This is a genomic window from Stenotrophomonas sp. Iso1 (assembly GCF_027497995.1).
Taxonomy (GTDB): Bacteria; Pseudomonadota; Gammaproteobacteria; order Xanthomonadales; family Xanthomonadaceae; genus Stenotrophomonas.
Genome location: NZ_JAODBT010000002.1, coordinates 349,086 through 364,790 on the forward strand (window position 1 = coordinate 349,086; position 15,705 = coordinate 364,790).

Below are 15,705 nucleotides of genomic sequence, written 5' to 3' on the forward strand. Positions count from 1 at the left end.
AGCAACCGGAGAGTGATCAAGCGTCGTCCTGGTCTTCAGAGGGCAATATGGTGACGTGGAACGCCTGCACGCGGCGTGCGTCAGCTCGGGCAACACGGAACACGAAGCGGTCCAGCGCCAGCTCGTCGCCGTTCTCCGGCAGATGGCCGATGGCTTCAGTGATCAGGCCGCCGATGGTGTCGTAGTCGTCATCGGAGAAATCGGCACCGAAACGCTCGTTGAAGTCTCCGATCGTGGTCAGTGCGTCCACCACATAGCGACCATCGGCAAGGATGGCGATCTGCGCGGTGTGGTCTTCGGTCTCATCGTGCTCGTCGTCGATGTCGCCGACGATCTGCTCCAGCACGTCCTCAATGGTGACCACGCCGGCAACGCCGCCGTACTCGTCCACCACGATGGCCATGTGGTTGCGCGAGAGCCGAAACTCCTTGAGCAGCACGTTGAGCTTCTTCGACTCGGGAATCAGCACCGCCGGGCGCAGCAGCTCGCGGATGGTGGCGTGAGTGTTGTCGGCCACCACGCCGCGCAGCAGATCCTTGGCCAGCAGAATGCCGAGGATGTCGTCCTTGTTTTCACCGTGCACCGGGAAGCGCGAATGGCCGGATTCGACCACCTGCTTCATCAGTTCAAGGAAGGGCGACTCCACCTGCAGTGACACCATGTGCGAGCGCGGGATCATCACGTCGCCAACGGTCAGCTCGGCCACCGAAATGGCACCTTCCATCATGCGCAGGGTGTCAGCGGCGATCAGGCCGTCCTGCTGTGCAGTCTGCAGGATCGTCACCAGCTCGTCGCGGGTGTGGGGTTCGTTGGAGAACGCCGAACTCAGGCGCTCCAGCCAACTACGTTTCTTCTCGCCCGTTTCGGGGCTGGTACTACTGTCGTCTTCAGACATCTCTTGGTTTGACGGCACCCGGCAGGCCGGGCGGTGCCGAGAAGTCTAGCAGGATGTTTGCCGCTGGCAGCTCAACGGGCGGGCTTCGCCGGGGCAGGTTTGGCCGCCTCGGCCGGGGCTTCGGGGGAGGGTGCCGCCGGGCTGGTCGGTGCTTCGCCTTCGGCTGGCTGGTCAAGGCTGTAGGTGCAGCCAGCCAGGGTCTTGCCGGGGTGCGATTTGACGTTGGACACGCTCAGGATCACCGACTCGATCAGCGCCTCGCCGGACTTGGCGTCGATGACATCGCGGCTGACCAGCTCGCGCCCGGCCATGAATTTTTCCGGGGCGTCATAACCGACTTCCAGTTCCAGTTCCTTGGCCAGCGGTCGTGGGTCGGGTAGGTCGAACAGGGCAACGATGGTGCCGCCCGCCATGGCGATGTGCTCGGCGCTGCGGCCGAACACGGTAATCGGCGTGTTCAGCATGTACTCGTTCATGAACAGGTTGCCCTGCGGCAACGGGCGCCAGCCAAGGGCGACCGCCTTGAGTGGATCGGCCGCAACCGGCGCCAGCGCCGCGAACTCACTGACACTCTGCCGGCATTCAATCAACGCGGGCAGGTCGATGCTGGACTGGGCCTGGGCGGTGCCGCCGAAAGCGAGCAGCAGGGGCAGGAGAGAAGTAGGGCGCACAAGCGATCCGCGTGAGTTGAACGTGGCCGCCAATGATAGCGGTCGGCCGCTGGCTCAGTGCAGGGAGCGCGGATGCTGTCGGGGGCCGAAGGCACGTTGCAGCAGTTGGCTCACGCCGGACAGGAACGCCAGGATCAGGACCGATCCCAGACTCCAATGCACCACCGTCAACAATCCTTCCAGCCAGTGCAGGGACGGTTGATCAATCCAAGGTTGCAGAGCTTCGTGCAGTTTTGGGGCAAGCAGCAAGAGCACCAGGCTCAGCACGATCAACAGGCGCATCGCGCCGGACGTGGTGCGGAAGAAGGGCAGGGACGAAACTGGCCGGGACAGCAGGCGGAAAGCGATCCAGCGCCACGCGATGGGACCGCTGAGTGCCATTGCAGCTGCGGCGCCAATGAGCAGGGCCATGAGGTTGCCTGTCATCACCGCGCGCTGCAGTTCTGCATCGCGCGAAGCCAATACCCACCACACCGTGACGCAGGTTGCGGTGGCGATGAAAAAGATCACGGTAGCCAGAATGCAGACGACTTCACCGCGCGGCGTATCGAGGCGCGTCTTCAGCGCATGTCGGACGTCTGGCATCAGCCCGACGCCCAACACTACGATGGCACCCAAACCGATGAGCATGCTGACGATGGACACGGCGGGGGCTGGGGAAAGGGAGGCGGTGCTGATCAGGGCGATCAGGGTCAGTGCCAGAAGCAGTAACGTTCGCTTGGGAAGAGTGCTCAATCGCATGATTTTTCCCGTCCCTTGGTTGCGGCCAACTTTACCAATATCTGAACTCGACTCAGCGCTCACCCGCATAAGGATCCGCAATGCCCAGGTCGGCCAGAATTTCGCGTTCCAGCTGTTCCATCGCGTCGGCTTCCTTGTCGTCCTCGTGGTCCCAGCCCAGCAGGTGCAGCACGCCGTGCACGGTGAGGTGGGCGTAGTGGGCGTTGAGCGTCTTGGCCTGTTCTTCGGCCTCGCGTTCGACCACCGGTGCGCAGATCACCAGGTCGCCCAGTAGCGGGAACTTCACGCCCTTGGGCAGGCCTTCTGGCAACTCTGCTGGGAAGCTGAGTACGTTGGTGGCGTAGTCCTTGCCGCGGTAATGGCGGTTGAGTGACTGGCCCTCCTTGGCATCCACCACGCGGATGGCCAGATCGGCCTCGCGGATGCGGCCCTTCAGTGCGGCGGCCACCCATTTGCGGAAGCTCACCGCTGCCGGCAGGCCGGAGCGGGGGAGTGCGTAGCTCACGGCTACATCAAGACGAACGGGGCCCTTGGTCATTCGATTGCTCCAGGTTTGACCTGCTGCAGGTCACGGCGGTCATACGCATTGACGATGCGCGCCACCAGCGGATGGCGGACCACGTCGCGGGCCTCGAAGAAGGTGAAGCTCACGCCTTCCACATCGCGCAACACTTCGATGGCATCGCGCAGGCCGGATTTGATGTGCTTGGGCAGGTCAGTCTGGGTGAGGTCGCCGGTAACCACTGCAGTGGAGCCGAAGCCCAGGCGGGTGAGGAACATCTTCATCTGCTCGATGGTGGTGTTCTGCGCTTCGTCCAGAATCACGAACGCATCGTTTAGCGTGCGCCCGCGCATGTATGCCAGTGGCGCGATTTCGATGACGTTGCGCTCCAGCAGCTTGGCCACTTTTTCCACGCCCATCATTTCGTACAAGGCGTCGTAGAGCGGGCGCAGGTACGGGTCGACCTTCTGGGTCAGGTCGCCGGGCAGAAAGCCCAGCTTCTCGCCGGCTTCAACCGCCGGGCGCACCAGGATCAGGCGCTGCACGCGAGATTCATTCAACGCCTCAATCGCCATTGCCACAGCGAGGAACGTCTTGCCGGTGCCGGCGGGGCCGATACCGAGGTTGATGTCGTGGGTGGCAATCTGGTGCAGATACTTGGATTGGTTGGCGCCACGCCCCCGCACAGTGCCGCGCTTGACCTTGATCGCGATGTCCTGCGCTTCATAGGCGTGGTCGACTACCTGCGCCACGTTGGCCTGGTTCAGCCGCAAGTGAATGCCGTGGTTGTCGAACACGGTGTCCGTGGCCTCGGCATACAACACCTTGATCAGTTTTTCGGCCTCGGCAGCAGTCTTGCCCGGGCCGCTGATCCGGAACACATGGCCACGGTTGGCGATTTCCACGCCCAGCTTGAGTTCGATCTGGCGCAGATGCTCGTCGAACGGGCCGGCCAGGTTGGCCAGTCGCTCGTTGTCGATGGGGTCAAGGGTGAAGTCGCGGTGGGTAGTCGTGGTCATCGTTCAATCGCTGTTGCTGGCGCGGCGCGGCCGCGTTCTGAGCAGGGAAGGGTAGCGCCGTGGGCAGGTATCCACCAGCGTGAGGCCGGGACAGGCAGGTTCTCCACAATCAGTGTGGATGCGAACACGGCGAAGCTGTGGATATCGTGCCGTAGCCCTTGTGCCGCAAGGCTTCAGGCGCATTGGTCAAAAAAGTGCCATGGACAGGTGCGTTGTCCACATCGGATGTGGATCGAACCTGCATGAAGGTGTGGATAACCCTGCGTAGCCCAATGGTGGCGGGGCTTTCGTCTATGTGATGAAAAAATGACCAAGGGGAGGGCCGTCGTATCGATGGCCGGGCTCGGTCTCAGGCTGGGATGCGGTTCCCGCGAGCCAGCCGGCCTTGCGGCCGGCCCTCTCTCATTGTCGTCCGGCGATCAATCCTGGGCGACGATGCGCGCGCGCAGCGAGTTGCTCAGTGCCTCGGTGATGACCACCTCCACGAACTGGCCGATCAGGCGCGGGTTGCCATCGAAGTTCACCGAACGCATGTTCTCGGTCTTGCCGGTCAACTGGTTCGGATCCTTGCGGGACGGGCCTTCGACCAGCACCGTCTGCACCGTGCCGACCATGCGCTCGGAGATGCCCGCGGCATGTTCACTGATACGGGCCTGAAGGCGCGACAACCGGGCGTGCTTGTCGGCATCGCTGAGCGTGTCTTCCAGATCGGCGGCCGGGGTGCCCGGGCGGCGCGAGTAAATGAAAGAGAAGCTCTGGTCGAAGCCCACGTCCTCGATCAGCTTCATGGTCTTGTCGAAGTCGGCATCGGTCTCACCGGGGAAGCCGACGATGAAGTCCGAGCTGATCGAGATGTCCGGGCGCACCGCGCGCAGCTTGCGGATTTTGGCCTTGAATTCCAGCGCGGTGTAGCCGCGCTTCATCGCGCTGAGGATGCGGTCGCTGCCGGCCTGTACCGGCAGGTGCAGGTAGTTGGCCAGTTTCGGCACGTCGCGGTAGGCATCTATCAGCGAATCGCTGAACTCCAGCGGGTGCGAGGTGGTGAAACGGATGCGGCCGATGCCGTCGATTTCGGCCAACGTGCGAATCAGCAGGCCGAGGTCGGCGATCTCGCCGTCGCCATACGGGCCACGGTAGGCATTGACGTTCTGGCCGAGCAGGTTGATCTCACGCACGCCTTGCGAGGCGAGCTGGGCGCATTCGACCACCACGTCCTCGAACGGGCGGCTGACTTCGGTGCCACGGGTATAAGGCACCACGCAGAACGAGCAGTATTTGGAGCAGCCTTCCATGATCGACACAAATGCCGATGCGCCGTCGGCGCGTGGCTCGGGCATGCGGTCGAACTTCTCGATCTCCGGGAAGCTGATGTCCACCTGCGGCTTGTTCTGCTCGCGACGGGCGCGGATCAGCTCCGGTAAACGGTGCAGCGTCTGCGGGCCGAACACCAGGTCCACATAAGGCGCGCGTTTGATGATGGCTTCGCCTTCCTGCGAGGCCACGCAGCCGCCGACACCGATGATGACGTCACGGCCACCGGCCTTCAGCGCCTTCCAGCGGCCGAGCTGGCTGAACACCTTCTCCTGCGCCTTCTCGCGGATGGAGCAGGTGTTGACCAGCACCACGTCGGCTTCTTCGGGGTTGTCGGTCAGCTCCAGCCCCTCGGCCTCGGCCAGCACGTCGGCCATCTTGGTCGAGTCGTACTCGTTCATCTGGCAACCGTGGGTTTTGATGTACAGCTTGCCGCGCACACCGCCGGCAACCTTCGGCTTGACGCCGGGCAGGGGAATCAATTCAGGAGTGGTCATTTCAACAGGCGGCGCGGCAGAGCCGGCCTTGGTCGGCAGGGGAGAGGCTGGCGTCCCGGGCATGGTGCTTATTCCAGACGGGTGGGCGGGCTGGCGACCAGAGGCCGCTAACGAAGCTGGCTATTGTATCGGTCGGGGGCGATGAGCGGCGAAACGGCGGCGTCAAATACTTGGCAAGCCCCGGTGAAGCTGGGAGACTCCCGCCCATGAAGGGGATTTTGGGGATCACCGGCATTCTGATTGCTGCATTGGTCGCCCTGCCGGCCAGTGCCGGCACGCTGTACAAGTGCATTGGCAGCGATGGAATTCCGAATTACGTCAATAAACGCGTCGGCGGCGCCAGCTGCAGCGTGGTCAGCAGCTATCGCCCGTCACCCGGGGCGTCGCATCGTGCGCCCGTGGGTGCGACACCTTCGCCAGCTGTCAGTACACCCGCCAGTTCCGAGGCCCGCCCCACCGCGGTAGCGGCCCAGATTGCCTCACCCGCAATTGCCCCGACACCCGTTCCCACCGCGCCGGCCAGCCGCGCCCAGCGGGTCGTCAGCGGGCAGGTCTACTCTTATATGAAGGACGGCGTGCGCCACTACACCAGCGCCCGTCCTGCGCAGGTGGCCAGCATCGGCAACGTGCGTACCATCAACTACAGCTACATCGAGCGCTGCTTTGCCTGCGGCGTGCAGTCGGGCGTGAACTTCGGTTCGGTGCGGCTCAACACCCAGGCCTACAACACCGAGATCGCCGCTGCCGCTCGTGAGTTTGGTGTGGAAGAGGCCGTGGTCCGCGCCATCATCCATGCCGAGTCAGCCTTCAACCCCACTGCGCTCAGCCGTGCAGGTGCGCAGGGCCTGATGCAGTTGATGCCCGCCACCGCGCGCCGTTTCGGCGTCACTGACGCTTATGACAGCGGCCAGAACATTCGCGGTGGTGTGAAGTACCTGTCCTGGTTGCTGCGCCGTTTCAACGGTGATCTGACCCTTGCTGCAGCCGGGTACAACGCGGGCGAAGGCGCGGTGGATCGGCATGGCGGTGTGCCTCCCTATCGGGAGACCCAGTACTACGTCAGGCGGGTGGCGCAACTGGCCGATCGCTACCGGGGTGAGCAGGCTTCGCGGCAGTAAGCAGGGTGTTCCTGTTGCAACAGGCCGTGACAAATCACGCGGACTGGTGTTTGATCGCGTTGTGCGGGCGTTAAGCGTTCCGCTAAACTCGCGAACGATTTGTTTCATAGCGGGCTGGCCCCCACCAGACTGCTGGCAGCCTTAAGCTACCTAATCAATATCGGAGTGCCGGATGGCAAACGATGGGGTAAACGATCCAGTCAATACCGGCCGTCGTCGGTTCTTGACAGCGACCACCGCGGTGGTCGGAGCAGTTGGCGTCGGCTTCGCAGCAGTACCTTTCATCAAATCGTGGAATCCCAGTGCCCGCGCCAAGCTCGCGGGCGCGCCGGTGACCGCAGACATCAGCGCTCTGCAGGAAGGCCAACGGCTGATCCTGGAATGGCGTGGCCAGCCAATCTGGATCGTCAAACGGTCCAAGGCCATCCTCGACGCGTTGCCAACGTTGGATGGGCGTCTGAAGGATCCCGAATCGGGCAACACGGACCAGCAGCCGGCATACGTGCTCAAAGCCAATCCGGAATATCGCTCGATCAAGCCGGATGTCTCAGTACTGGTCGGCCTGTGTACCCACTTGGGTTGCTCGCCGGAAATGGTCGCCGAAATTCGTCCCGAGCCTTACGACGCGCAATGGAAGGGTGGCTACTTCTGCCCCTGCCACAAGTCGCGCTTCGACATGTCCGGTCGTGTGTTCCAGGACGTGCCAGCGCCGATCAACCTGCTGGTGCCGCCGCACCATTACACGGATGACAACACCATCGTCATCGGCGTCGATCCGCAGGGGGCTGCCTGAGCATGGCCAATATTCTTATCCGCACCGCTACCGGCGTGGCCAATTGGGTCAACGAGCGTGCCCCGGGCCTGATGCCGGTGTATCGCAAGCATGTCAGCGAGTACTACGCGCCGAAGAATTTCAACTTCTGGTACTACTTCGGCTCACTGGCAATGGTGATTCTGGTCAACCAGATTCTCACCGGCATCTTCCTGACGATGCATTTCAAGCCCAGCGCAGCCGAGGCGTTCGCATCGGTTGAATACATCATGCGCGACGTGGAATGGGGCTGGCTGATCCGTTACATGCACAGCACCGGCGCCTCGCTGTTCTTCATCGTGGTGTACCTGCACATGTTCCGCGGGCTCATGTACGGCAGCTACAAGAAGCCACGTGAGCTGGTGTGGATTCTGGGCATGCTGATCTACCTGGTGCTCATGGCCGAAGCCTTCATGGGCTACGTGCTGCCCTGGGGCCAGATGTCGTTCTGGGGTGCCAAGGTCATCATTTCGCTGTTCGGTGCCATTCCGGTGATCGGCAACGGACTGACCGAATGGATCATGGGCGATTACCTGCCCGGCGATGCCACGCTCAACCGCTTCTTTGCACTGCACGTGATCGCACTGCCGCTGGTGTTGCTGCTGCTGGTAGTGCTGCACCTGGGCGCATTGCACGAAGTGGGGTCCAACAACCCGGACGGCGTGGAGATCAAGAAGGGGCCCAAGGGCAACCGCTGGTCGTCGAACGCCCCGGCCGATGGCATCCCGTTCCACCCGTATTACACGGTCAAGGACTTGGTCGGCGTTGGCTTCCTGCTTACGCTCGCCGCTTTCATCATCTTCTTCGCACCGGCCTTTGGTGGCCTGTTCCTGGAGCATGACAACTTCACCGAGGCCAACCGTTTGGTAACGCCGGAGCACATCAAACCGGTCTGGTACTACACGCCGTACTACGCGATGTTGCGTGTGGTACCGAACAAACTCGGTGGCGTGATTGTGATGTTCTCGGCCATCGCCATCCTGTTCCTGGTGCCATGGCTGGACAAGGCCAAGGTCAAGTCGATCCGCTATCGCGGGCCGATCTCCAAGGTGATGCTGGGCATGCTGGTGGTGTGCTTCCTGTGGCTGATGGTGATTGGCTCGGGCCCGGGCACGGCGATCTGGGAAACCTGGGTTGGTCGCGTACTGACCTTCCTGTACTTCGCCTTCTTCATCACCATGCCTGTATGGACCAAACTCGACAGCACCAAGCCGGTACCGGAACGGGTGACGACGCATGACTGACAAGTGGATTGTGCGGCTGGTAATGGCCGTGGCGGTGTTGTTCTGTGCGTCGGCTTCGGCCGCCGAAGGTGGTAGCAAGCTGCAGCAGGCGGGCAACGACCTGGGTGACCAGGCCTCGCTGCAGCGCGGTGCCCAGGCTTACATGAGCTATTGCTCGAGCTGCCATTCGCTGAAGTACCTGCGCTACTCGCGCATGGCCGAGGACCTGGGCCTGAGTGAGGCGCAGGTGATGGAAAACCTCAACTTCACCGGTGCGGCCTTTGGCGAGCAGATCCAGGTGGCGATGCCACATGACGAAGCTACCAAGTGGTTTGGCAAGATGCCCCCCGACCTGAGCTTGATCGCCCGGGTGCGCGGAACCGATTGGATCTACAGTTATCTCAAATCGTTCTATCTGGACGAGTCGCGGCCGCTGGGCTGGAACAACTCCGTGTTCCCCAATGCTTCAATGCCCAACCCACTGTGGGAGCTGCAGGGCATCCAGCACGCCATTCACGGCAAGCCGGAGCAGGAAGGTCTTGAGCCACCGGTGGTGGGCTTCACGATGGGCCAGCCGGGCAATGTTGATGCGCGTGAGTACGACAGGACGGTGCGCGACATCACAAATTTCCTGGAGTATGTCGGTGAACCGGCCGCCTTGAAGCGGCAGAGTCTGGGTGTATGGGTGGTGCTGTTCCTTGCGCTGCTGACCTTCCTGGCTTATTTAGTCAAGGTTGAGTATTGGAAAGACGTTCATTGAGCGGGGCTGGAAGCCGGGTGAACGGGGGCCTTGGCAACCGTGCCTGTCGATTGGCACACTCGCAGGACCGAGGCAACCACAGGCAATGGGCCGGTGGGGCCGCAAGGCTGGCGGATTCCGGCCGTTGGAGAGCCTTTAATGGCGGCGAGTGTGCGTATGCGTAATACCCTGACCCTGTTCTCTGCTACTGACGATGTTCTTTGTCACCGGGTACGGCTGGTGCTGGCAGCCAAGGGCGTGAATTACGACCTGGTGCCGGTTGACGCGCAGAATCCGCCTGAAGATCTGATTGATCTCAATCCGTACCACTCGGTGCCGACGCTGGTTGAGCGCGAGCTGGTGCTGTACGCGGCCTCGGTGGTCAGCGAATACCTGGATGAGCGTTATCCGCACCCGCCGCTGATGCCGGTGGATCCGCTCTCACGTGCGCGTCTGCGCCTGGCGATGCTGCGCATCGAGCACGACTGGGTGCCGCAGGTGCAGGCCATCCAGCTGGGTAACAAGACCCAGGCGGAGGCCGGTCGCAAGCGGTTGAAAGAATTGGTGGCTCAGTCGGTACCGCTGTTCAAGGCCAGTAAGTTCTTTCTCAATCCAGAAATGAGCCTGGCTGACTGTGCGATCGCGCCGATCATCTGGCGCCTGGAATCGCTGGGCATTCCGCTGCCAAAAGATGGCAAGGCCATTGATGATTACGGTAACCGCTTGTTCCGCCACCCTGGCTTCATCCGTAGCCTGACCGACCAGGAAAGGAAGCTGCGCGAGCTGCCGGGCTGACGGAATTTTGTCGCGGTTAACATGGCGGTCAGTGGCATGGAAAAGCATGGATGCCCGCTGTATGTCGGAGCATTGGGCGCCGCCTGAGGGCGGCGTTCGTGCATCAATGCCAAGTACACTTGTCACATGACTGAAGAAATATTCCGTATGAGCAGCCATCGCCCGTACTTGCTGCGGGCATTGGTGGAGTGGATCAACGACAACGGTATGACCCCGCACCTGATGGTCGATGCCGGCGTGCCGGGCGTGCAGGTGCCACCCACTGCGGTCAAGGAAGAGCGCGTTGTGCTCAACATTGCCGAGCGGGCGGTCATGCGCTTGCATATCGACAATGACGCGGTGAGTTTCACTGCGCGCTTTTCTGGAACCAGCTTTCAGGTGCATGTGCCGATTGCGGCTGTGCTGGCCGTGTATGCGCGTGAAACAGGGCAGGGCATGGCATTGCCGGATGATATCCCCGGCACCGAATTGGCTGCCGATGACGATCTGCCACCTGACACCACGCCGCCGGATGCACCCCCGCCGCCGCCGGCAGGTAAGCGCCCGCACCTGCGCGTGGTCAAGTAATCCGCTCACTGCCGCCACCGAAAGGTGGCGGTTCTCGTTGAGCTGGCGTCGCAGCGGAATGGCATAAGCCGTCGGCTTTGGGGGCTATTTGCTCGCGGAGTATTCGCAGTGTGTAGAACACTTGATGGCAGTACGTTGCTACGCCGATAGCTGCAGTAGCTTCGCGGCCTATACCGCCGCGTCGAAACGGTGGCGAGGTAGCTGGCGCGCTGGGCTTGCTGAAGGTATGGCGCAAACCGCGAGGAGCGGAGTTCATCTGTCAGTGGGAACGTTCGGACGCGCAGAGTTCGTTGATCGCGGGGCTACTCCGCGCCGGCCAGGTTTGTGGCCTTCTGGTTCTTCAAGGTGCCTGCGGCACTCATGGGGTCGCTTGCTTCGTAGCTTTTGGATCAAACGTCTTCGGCTTCTTCCGTGCTTTGACGGAGGCGGCCTATCTGGGCAGCCGAGGGGCCCGTGAAGGAGATCAACTGGCCGCCACGCAGGACCAGACGGCCGGTGTGGCGGTCGACGCCGTCGTAGGAGTAGTCGAAGCGGAAGCTGCGCTCGAAGCCCAGCCAGCCACTGGGTAGGCGACGCAAGCGCAGGCCGGTGGCGTGCACGCTCTGATCCAGCCATTGCACGTCGGCAGCGCGGCAGGCGTTGCGGCCAAGTTCGGTAGCGCGGTCAGCGGCGGCGCGGGACCGATCCCACGCGGCAAAACCAATCGCACCGACGATCATCAGAATAAGCAGAGTAGGCATGCCGATACTTTAGGGCATCCCGCCGCGCCTGGCGCAGCATCGTGATCCCTCGCAAGCCGACGAGCTCGCCGCTTCGAGCGCGCCGAGAGCCGTCGGTACTGGTGACGGAGGTGTCCCCTCAGCGCGTGGGCGGGGCCGGCTCGTTCGCTTGTGACGGCAGCGATGAGGTGGGTTGCGGGATGGGTGCCTGCTCAGGGGGTGGGGCAGGAATCGGCGCGGTGGCGGTCAGCTTCAGCAGTGCCGCCCAGTCCTGTCGGTTGAGGTTGCACTCCTCCTCATGGCCAGGTGAGCACCCTTGCTCAGGGGTCGAGGCCGTGGCTTGCGCGTTGTTGGTCTTGGGCAGTTCAAGCAGGCCCGTCCGATCGAGCATGAGTTTGCGCATCACCACCGCATTGGCCACGTTGCCGCCAACCAAGTACAGCGTGCGGTCGCCGCCGACATTGGCGCCGATCACCACTTCGCAATGCGATTTCCAATTGCCTGCGCGGCCGCTGCCCAGTGCCTCAAGCAGCCCTGCGTAGTTCAACGTGCTGCTGCGATTGCGCAAGAAGCAGAGCATGTCACCGGGGGCGGGTTTCTCTGCGCCGGGATCGGCCAGCCGGTAAGGTGAGCCGTTGGCGCCGCCCTGATAAGCGGCGCGGATGTAGTCGATATGGCGCGGCGAGCGATTGAAGCCGGGCACGCTGGCGCGGGTCATCAGCCATGAAATAAAAGCGGCTGACCAGGGATTGTCGATCAGAAAGGCGCGGCAGTCGGTGTCGGTGTAGCGGTTGCCTGCCGGCTGCATGCAACTGGTTGCGCCGGGGATGGCACCCATTGCTGACAATGTGCCGCTTTCGCGCCAATAACCGGCAACGCGCTGCCAGGCGATCAGGCCGTTGTCGGCCAGGTGCTCGGCTTCGGCTTCGGTGACGCCGAGGCTGGCGATGCGGCCATCGCGGTCAATGAAGGGGCGGTACCACAACCGATGTTCATCGCAGGCCGCGCGAACGATGGCCTTGGCGGTCTCACTGACGCCGTAACGCACGGGGATGTCGCAAGCCTCGACCGCGGCAGCGGAAAAAGCAGGGGCGAGCAGCGCAAGGCCGCACAACAGGTATCGGTACGCCACATCTGACTCCGCGGGGGTGCAGGGGAAGTGTTGCAGTTCAAGCCGTGTGGAAGCTGTGAGCGCCAGCTTAGGGAGCCAGCTCTAGAGGGCAGGCAACCAGGCCAACAACAATGGCTCAGCCCGGTGGTGGGCCGAGCTTCAGCGACAGATCAATGGCCTGCACATGTTTGGTCAGCCCACCGATGGAAATGCAGTCCACGCCATCCTCGGCGATGGCGCGCAGGCCGGCCAGATCAACGCTGCCCGACACTTCCAGTGGAATGCGGCCGGCGGTGATGCGTACGGCATCGCGGCGCATGGTGGGGCTGAAGTCGTCGATGAGAATGCGCTCGCAACCGGCGGCGAGGGCCTCTTCAAGCTGCTGCAGGTCTTCCACTTCCACCACCAGCGGCAAGTGCGGCTGTTGCGCGCGCGCGGCCTGCACTGCGGCAGTGAGTGAGCCGGCGGCGCGGATGTGGTTTTCCTTGAGCATCACCGTGTCGAACAGGCCAATGCGGTGGTTGTCGCCACCGCCGCAACGCACCGCGTACTTCTGCGCGAGGCGCAGGCCGGGCAGGGTTTTACGGGTATCGAGGATGCGTGCCTTGGTGCCGGCCACTGCGGCCACATGGCGGGCAGTAATGGTGGCGGTGCCAGACAGGGTCTGCAGGAAATTGAGCGACGTGCGCTCTGCACTGACCAGGCTGCGGTTGCGGCCTTGCAGCGTGGCCAGCACCGTGCCGGCCTTGACGTGGTCGCCTTCCAACACCCGCCAATGGATCTGCACCGCTGGGTCGAGCGCACGGTGCGTGGCATCAAACCAGGGCCGGCCGGCGATCACCGCATCCTGCTTGCACAGCAGGTAGGCGATATCGGCGCTGTCGGGCAGCAGGGCGGCAGTGACGTCGCCGCTGCCGATGTCCTCGGCCAATGCACGGGTGACGTCGGCGTCGATCTGTTCCTGCGGCGGTGCAAGCGGCGGGTGCGGCAGCATTACTTGCCCGGGAAGTCGGTGATCTGCGCGGTGTCGATGGCCTCATCGGCCAGCAGCACGGGGATGCCGTCTTCAACGCGGAATACTTGTTTACGGTCGCGGGTCACCAGGGCCTCGCGCAGTGCTTCGGTCTGGGCGCCGCCGTCGGTGCGGGTGACGAGGCCGCCGGCGATGGCGCGGTTCAACGCTTCCAGGCCAGCGGTTTCCAGCTGGGCCAACGGCTGGCGGGTGTCCGGGGAGACGAGCAGGTCGAGTAGTTTGCGATCCATCAGGTCGTGGTCTTGCGGGGAAGGCGGCTAGAATACGTCTTTGCAGCAGGTGACGGCCAATGACCCTCAACCCCTCCGTGCCGCTTGTCGGCATCGTCATGGGTTCCCGTTCCGATTGGGAAACCATGCAGCACGCTGCCCAGAAGCTTGATGCGCTGGGCGTTCCGTATGAAGTGAAGGTGGTTTCGGCGCATCGCACGCCGGACGTGCTGTTCACCTACGCCGAGCAGGCTGGCCCGCGCGGGTTGCGCGCGATCATCGCCGGTGCCGGTGGTGCCGCCCACTTGCCAGGGATGTTGGCTGCCAAGACTGCCGTGCCGGTACTCGGTGTGCCGGTGCAGTCCAAGGCGTTGAATGGCATGGATTCGTTGCTGTCGATCGTGCAGATGCCGGCCGGTATTCCGGTTGCGACGTTCGCCATCGGCAACGCAGGGGCATCCAATGCAGCGCTGTTTGCTGCGGCGATGCTGGCACCGGAGCAGCCGGCCATCGGCCAGGCGCTTGAAACATTCCGCACGCGCCAGACCGACGACGTGATGGCTGCGGACGACCCGCGCCAATGACCACCGTAGGCATTCTGGGCGGCGGCCAGCTGGCCCGCATGATGGTGTTGGCCGGGGCCCCGCTGGGCCTGCATTTCGTCGTGTTTGACCCTGCGGCTGACGCCTGTGCCGGGCAGGTCGCACCGCTGCAGGTGGACGGCTTTGATGACACCGCTGCGTTGGCCGAATTTGCCGCCAAGGTGGATGTGGTCACCTTCGATTTCGAGAACGTGCCCGCAGCAAGCGCGCGCTGGTTGGCTGAGCACAAGCCGGTGTTTCCGAACCCGGCCGCATTGGCTGTGGCGCAGGACCGCCTGAGCGAAAAGACTTTGTTTCAGGAATTGGGGATCGCACTGCCGCCGTTCGCCGATATTCGCAGTCGCGACGAACTGGCCGCCAAGGTGGGCGAGTTCGGCATGCCGTGCATCCTCAAGACGCGCCGCCTCGGCTACGACGGCAAGGGCCAGTTCCGTATTCGCAGCGAGGCTGATATCGACACGGCGTGGCAGACCTTGGGTGCGCAGGTCGAAAAGACAGGTCTGATCCTTGAAGGATTCGTCGCGTTCGACCGCGAAATCAGTGTTGTCGCCGTGCGTGCTCGCGATGGTGAATTCCGCGCTTGGCCGCTGACGGGCAACTGGCATGTGGACGGCGTGTTGTCGGCCAGCCTTGCGCCGGCTACGGTTTCGTCGGCGCAGCATGAAACCGCTATCAACTACGCGCGCCGCGTTGCTGAGAAGCTGGGCTACGTCGGTGTATTCGCGCTGGAGTTGTTCTGCCGTGGCGATGCGCTGCTCGCCAACGAGATGGCGCCGCGCGTGCATAACTCCGGTCACTGGACCAGCGATGGCGCCGAAACCTCGCAGTTTGAAAATCACCTGCGCGCGGTGCTTGGCCTGCCGTTGGGCGACACCCGCATGCTGGGTCATGCCTGCATGCTGAACTGGATCGGGCAGATGCCCGACGCCGGCCCGGTGCTGAGTGAGTCAGGCGGCCATTGGCATGACTACGGCAAACAGTCGCGGGAAGGTCGCAAGGTGGGCCATGCCAACCTGCGTGATGATTCCGCCACTGCTTTGGCTGATGCGTTGGAACGGGTAGGCACAGCGCTGGCTGTTGAGGCGCAGGTGGTGCCGCTTCTGGAAACGCTGCGCCGCTGAGGCGTGGTCGTTACGTCGCCG

General features: G+C 63.0%; 18 protein-coding genes. 8 read left to right on the forward strand and 10 right to left on the reverse strand.

Going from position 1 to position 15,705, the window contains the following annotated elements; all coding sequences use genetic code 11:
- Nucleotides 1–16 precede the first annotated feature (16 nt).
- The 6 genes from PAN08_RS10525 to miaB all read right to left on the reverse strand — a co-directional run bounded on the left by PAN08_RS10525 (nucleotide 17) and on the right by miaB (nucleotide 5,636).
- Nucleotides 17–895, reverse strand: a complete 879-nt coding sequence (locus PAN08_RS10525; RefSeq protein ID WP_269791470.1) for a transporter associated domain-containing protein — start codon at nucleotides 893–895, stop codon at nucleotides 17–19.
- A gap of 71 nt (nucleotides 896–966) precedes the next feature.
- Nucleotides 967–1,548, reverse strand: coding sequence for a hypothetical protein (locus PAN08_RS10530; protein WP_269791898.1), 582 nt, complete (start codon nucleotides 1,546–1,548; stop codon nucleotides 967–969).
- A gap of 72 nt (nucleotides 1,549–1,620) precedes the next feature.
- Complete coding sequence (locus PAN08_RS10535) at nucleotides 1,621–2,370, reverse strand: hypothetical protein (protein ID WP_269791471.1); 750 nt, start codon at nucleotides 2,368–2,370, stop codon at nucleotides 1,621–1,623.
- Nucleotides 2,360–2,845, reverse strand: coding sequence for an rRNA maturation RNase YbeY (gene ybeY / locus PAN08_RS10540; RefSeq protein WP_269791472.1), 486 nt, complete (start codon nucleotides 2,843–2,845; stop codon nucleotides 2,360–2,362). The genes PAN08_RS10535 and ybeY overlap by 11 nt, the downstream gene beginning before the upstream one ends.
- Complete coding sequence (locus tag PAN08_RS10545; protein ID WP_269791473.1) at nucleotides 2,842–3,828, reverse strand: PhoH family protein; 987 nt, start codon at nucleotides 3,826–3,828, stop codon at nucleotides 2,842–2,844. The genes ybeY and PAN08_RS10545 overlap by 4 nt, the downstream gene beginning before the upstream one ends.
- A 419-nt stretch (nucleotides 3,829–4,247) precedes the next feature.
- A complete protein-coding gene (miaB, locus tag PAN08_RS10550; protein WP_269791899.1) occupies nucleotides 4,248–5,636 on the reverse strand; it encodes a tRNA (N6-isopentenyl adenosine(37)-C2)-methylthiotransferase MiaB in 1,389 nt (462 codons plus the stop codon).
- A gap of 206 nt (nucleotides 5,637–5,842) precedes the next feature.
- On the opposite strand from miaB, the gene PAN08_RS10555 reads away from it, so the two are divergent.
- The 6 genes from PAN08_RS10555 (at nucleotide 5,843) to PAN08_RS10580 (ending at nucleotide 10,889) form a co-directional block, all read left to right on the forward strand.
- Nucleotides 5,843–6,754 carry a transglycosylase SLT domain-containing protein gene (locus tag PAN08_RS10555; RefSeq protein ID WP_269791474.1) on the forward strand — a complete coding sequence of 304 codons (912 nt, stop codon included), beginning with the start codon at nucleotides 5,843–5,845 and terminating at the stop codon, nucleotides 6,752–6,754.
- A gap of 172 nt (nucleotides 6,755–6,926) precedes the next feature.
- A complete protein-coding gene (gene petA / locus PAN08_RS10560; protein ID WP_269791475.1) occupies nucleotides 6,927–7,547 on the forward strand; it encodes a ubiquinol-cytochrome c reductase iron-sulfur subunit in 621 nt (206 codons plus the stop codon).
- A gap of 2 nt (nucleotides 7,548–7,549) precedes the next feature.
- Nucleotides 7,550–8,809, forward strand: coding sequence for a cytochrome bc complex cytochrome b subunit (locus PAN08_RS10565; protein WP_269791476.1), 1,260 nt, complete (start codon nucleotides 7,550–7,552; stop codon nucleotides 8,807–8,809).
- Nucleotides 8,810–8,831: 22 nt separating this feature from the next.
- Nucleotides 8,832–9,548 (forward strand): cytochrome c1, encoded by a 717-nt coding sequence (locus PAN08_RS10570; RefSeq protein WP_269791900.1) that lies wholly within the window; start codon nucleotides 8,832–8,834, stop codon nucleotides 9,546–9,548.
- Nucleotides 9,549–9,686: 138 nt separating this feature from the next.
- On the forward strand, nucleotides 9,687–10,322 hold the full coding sequence (locus PAN08_RS10575; protein ID WP_269791477.1) for a glutathione S-transferase N-terminal domain-containing protein: 636 nt from the start codon (nucleotides 9,687–9,689) through the stop codon (nucleotides 10,320–10,322).
- 126 nt (nucleotides 10,323–10,448) lie between these two features.
- Nucleotides 10,449–10,889: a ClpXP protease specificity-enhancing factor gene (locus PAN08_RS10580; protein ID WP_269791478.1), complete on the forward strand. Its 441-nt coding sequence runs from the start codon at nucleotides 10,449–10,451 to the stop codon at nucleotides 10,887–10,889.
- A 389-nt stretch (nucleotides 10,890–11,278) separates the two neighbouring features.
- Here PAN08_RS10580 and PAN08_RS10585 read toward each other — a convergent pair whose 3' ends face one another.
- The 4 genes from PAN08_RS10585 to PAN08_RS10600 all read right to left on the reverse strand — a co-directional run bounded on the left by PAN08_RS10585 (nucleotide 11,279) and on the right by PAN08_RS10600 (nucleotide 13,982).
- A complete protein-coding gene (locus PAN08_RS10585; RefSeq protein ID WP_269791479.1) occupies nucleotides 11,279–11,629 on the reverse strand; it encodes a DUF3301 domain-containing protein in 351 nt (116 codons plus the stop codon).
- A gap of 118 nt (nucleotides 11,630–11,747) precedes the next feature.
- On the reverse strand, nucleotides 11,748–12,740 hold the full coding sequence (locus PAN08_RS10590) for a DUF2272 domain-containing protein (protein WP_269791480.1): 993 nt from the start codon (nucleotides 12,738–12,740) through the stop codon (nucleotides 11,748–11,750).
- A gap of 115 nt (nucleotides 12,741–12,855) precedes the next feature.
- Nucleotides 12,856–13,713: a carboxylating nicotinate-nucleotide diphosphorylase gene (gene nadC / locus PAN08_RS10595; protein ID WP_269791481.1), complete on the reverse strand. Its 858-nt coding sequence runs from the start codon at nucleotides 13,711–13,713 to the stop codon at nucleotides 12,856–12,858.
- Nucleotides 13,713–13,982 (reverse strand): Trm112 family protein, encoded by a 270-nt coding sequence (locus tag PAN08_RS10600; RefSeq protein WP_269791482.1) that lies wholly within the window; start codon nucleotides 13,980–13,982, stop codon nucleotides 13,713–13,715. The genes nadC and PAN08_RS10600 overlap by 1 nt, the downstream gene beginning before the upstream one ends.
- Before the next feature lie 59 nt (nucleotides 13,983–14,041).
- Between PAN08_RS10600 and purE the strand changes: the two genes are divergently transcribed.
- Nucleotides 14,042–14,545 (forward strand): 5-(carboxyamino)imidazole ribonucleotide mutase, encoded by a 504-nt coding sequence (gene purE, locus PAN08_RS10605; RefSeq protein ID WP_269791483.1) that lies wholly within the window; start codon nucleotides 14,042–14,044, stop codon nucleotides 14,543–14,545.
- Complete coding sequence (locus PAN08_RS10610; protein WP_269791484.1) at nucleotides 14,542–15,684, forward strand: 5-(carboxyamino)imidazole ribonucleotide synthase; 1,143 nt, start codon at nucleotides 14,542–14,544, stop codon at nucleotides 15,682–15,684. The genes purE and PAN08_RS10610 overlap by 4 nt, the downstream gene beginning before the upstream one ends.
- Nucleotides 15,685–15,705: the final 21 nt, after the last annotated feature.

What these genes read in the sequence shown, in the direction of transcription:
- PAN08_RS10525 (WP_269791470.1), bottom strand. Translation starts at nt 895, where the DNA reads ATGTCTGAAGACGACAGTAGTACCAGCCCCGAAACGGGCGAGAAGAAA.
- nadC (WP_269791481.1), bottom strand. Translation starts at nt 13,713, where the DNA reads ATGCTGCCGCACCCGCCGCTTGCACCGCCGCAGGAACAGATCGACGCC.
- miaB (WP_269791899.1), bottom strand. Translation starts at nt 5,636, where the DNA reads ATGACCACTCCTGAATTGATTCCCCTGCCCGGCGTCAAGCCGAAGGTT.
- PAN08_RS10600 (WP_269791482.1), bottom strand. Translation starts at nt 13,982, where the DNA reads ATGGATCGCAAACTACTCGACCTGCTCGTCTCCCCGGACACCCGCCAG.
- PAN08_RS10555 (WP_269791474.1), top strand. Translation starts at nt 5,843, where the DNA reads ATGAAGGGGATTTTGGGGATCACCGGCATTCTGATTGCTGCATTGGTC.
- petA (WP_269791475.1), top strand. Translation starts at nt 6,927, where the DNA reads ATGGCAAACGATGGGGTAAACGATCCAGTCAATACCGGCCGTCGTCGG.
- PAN08_RS10545 (WP_269791473.1), bottom strand. Translation starts at nt 3,828, where the DNA reads ATGACCACGACTACCCACCGCGACTTCACCCTTGACCCCATCGACAAC.
- PAN08_RS10585 (WP_269791479.1), bottom strand. Translation starts at nt 11,629, where the DNA reads ATGCCTACTCTGCTTATTCTGATGATCGTCGGTGCGATTGGTTTTGCC.
- PAN08_RS10580 (WP_269791478.1), top strand. Translation starts at nt 10,449, where the DNA reads ATGACTGAAGAAATATTCCGTATGAGCAGCCATCGCCCGTACTTGCTG.
- purE (WP_269791483.1), top strand. Translation starts at nt 14,042, where the DNA reads ATGACCCTCAACCCCTCCGTGCCGCTTGTCGGCATCGTCATGGGTTCC.
- PAN08_RS10575 (WP_269791477.1), top strand. Translation starts at nt 9,687, where the DNA reads ATGGCGGCGAGTGTGCGTATGCGTAATACCCTGACCCTGTTCTCTGCT.
- PAN08_RS10570 (WP_269791900.1), top strand. Translation starts at nt 8,832, where the DNA reads ATGGCCGTGGCGGTGTTGTTCTGTGCGTCGGCTTCGGCCGCCGAAGGT.
- PAN08_RS10610 (WP_269791484.1), top strand. Translation starts at nt 14,542, where the DNA reads ATGACCACCGTAGGCATTCTGGGCGGCGGCCAGCTGGCCCGCATGATG.
- PAN08_RS10565 (WP_269791476.1), top strand. Translation starts at nt 7,550, where the DNA reads ATGGCCAATATTCTTATCCGCACCGCTACCGGCGTGGCCAATTGGGTC.
- ybeY (WP_269791472.1), bottom strand. Translation starts at nt 2,845, where the DNA reads ATGACCAAGGGCCCCGTTCGTCTTGATGTAGCCGTGAGCTACGCACTC.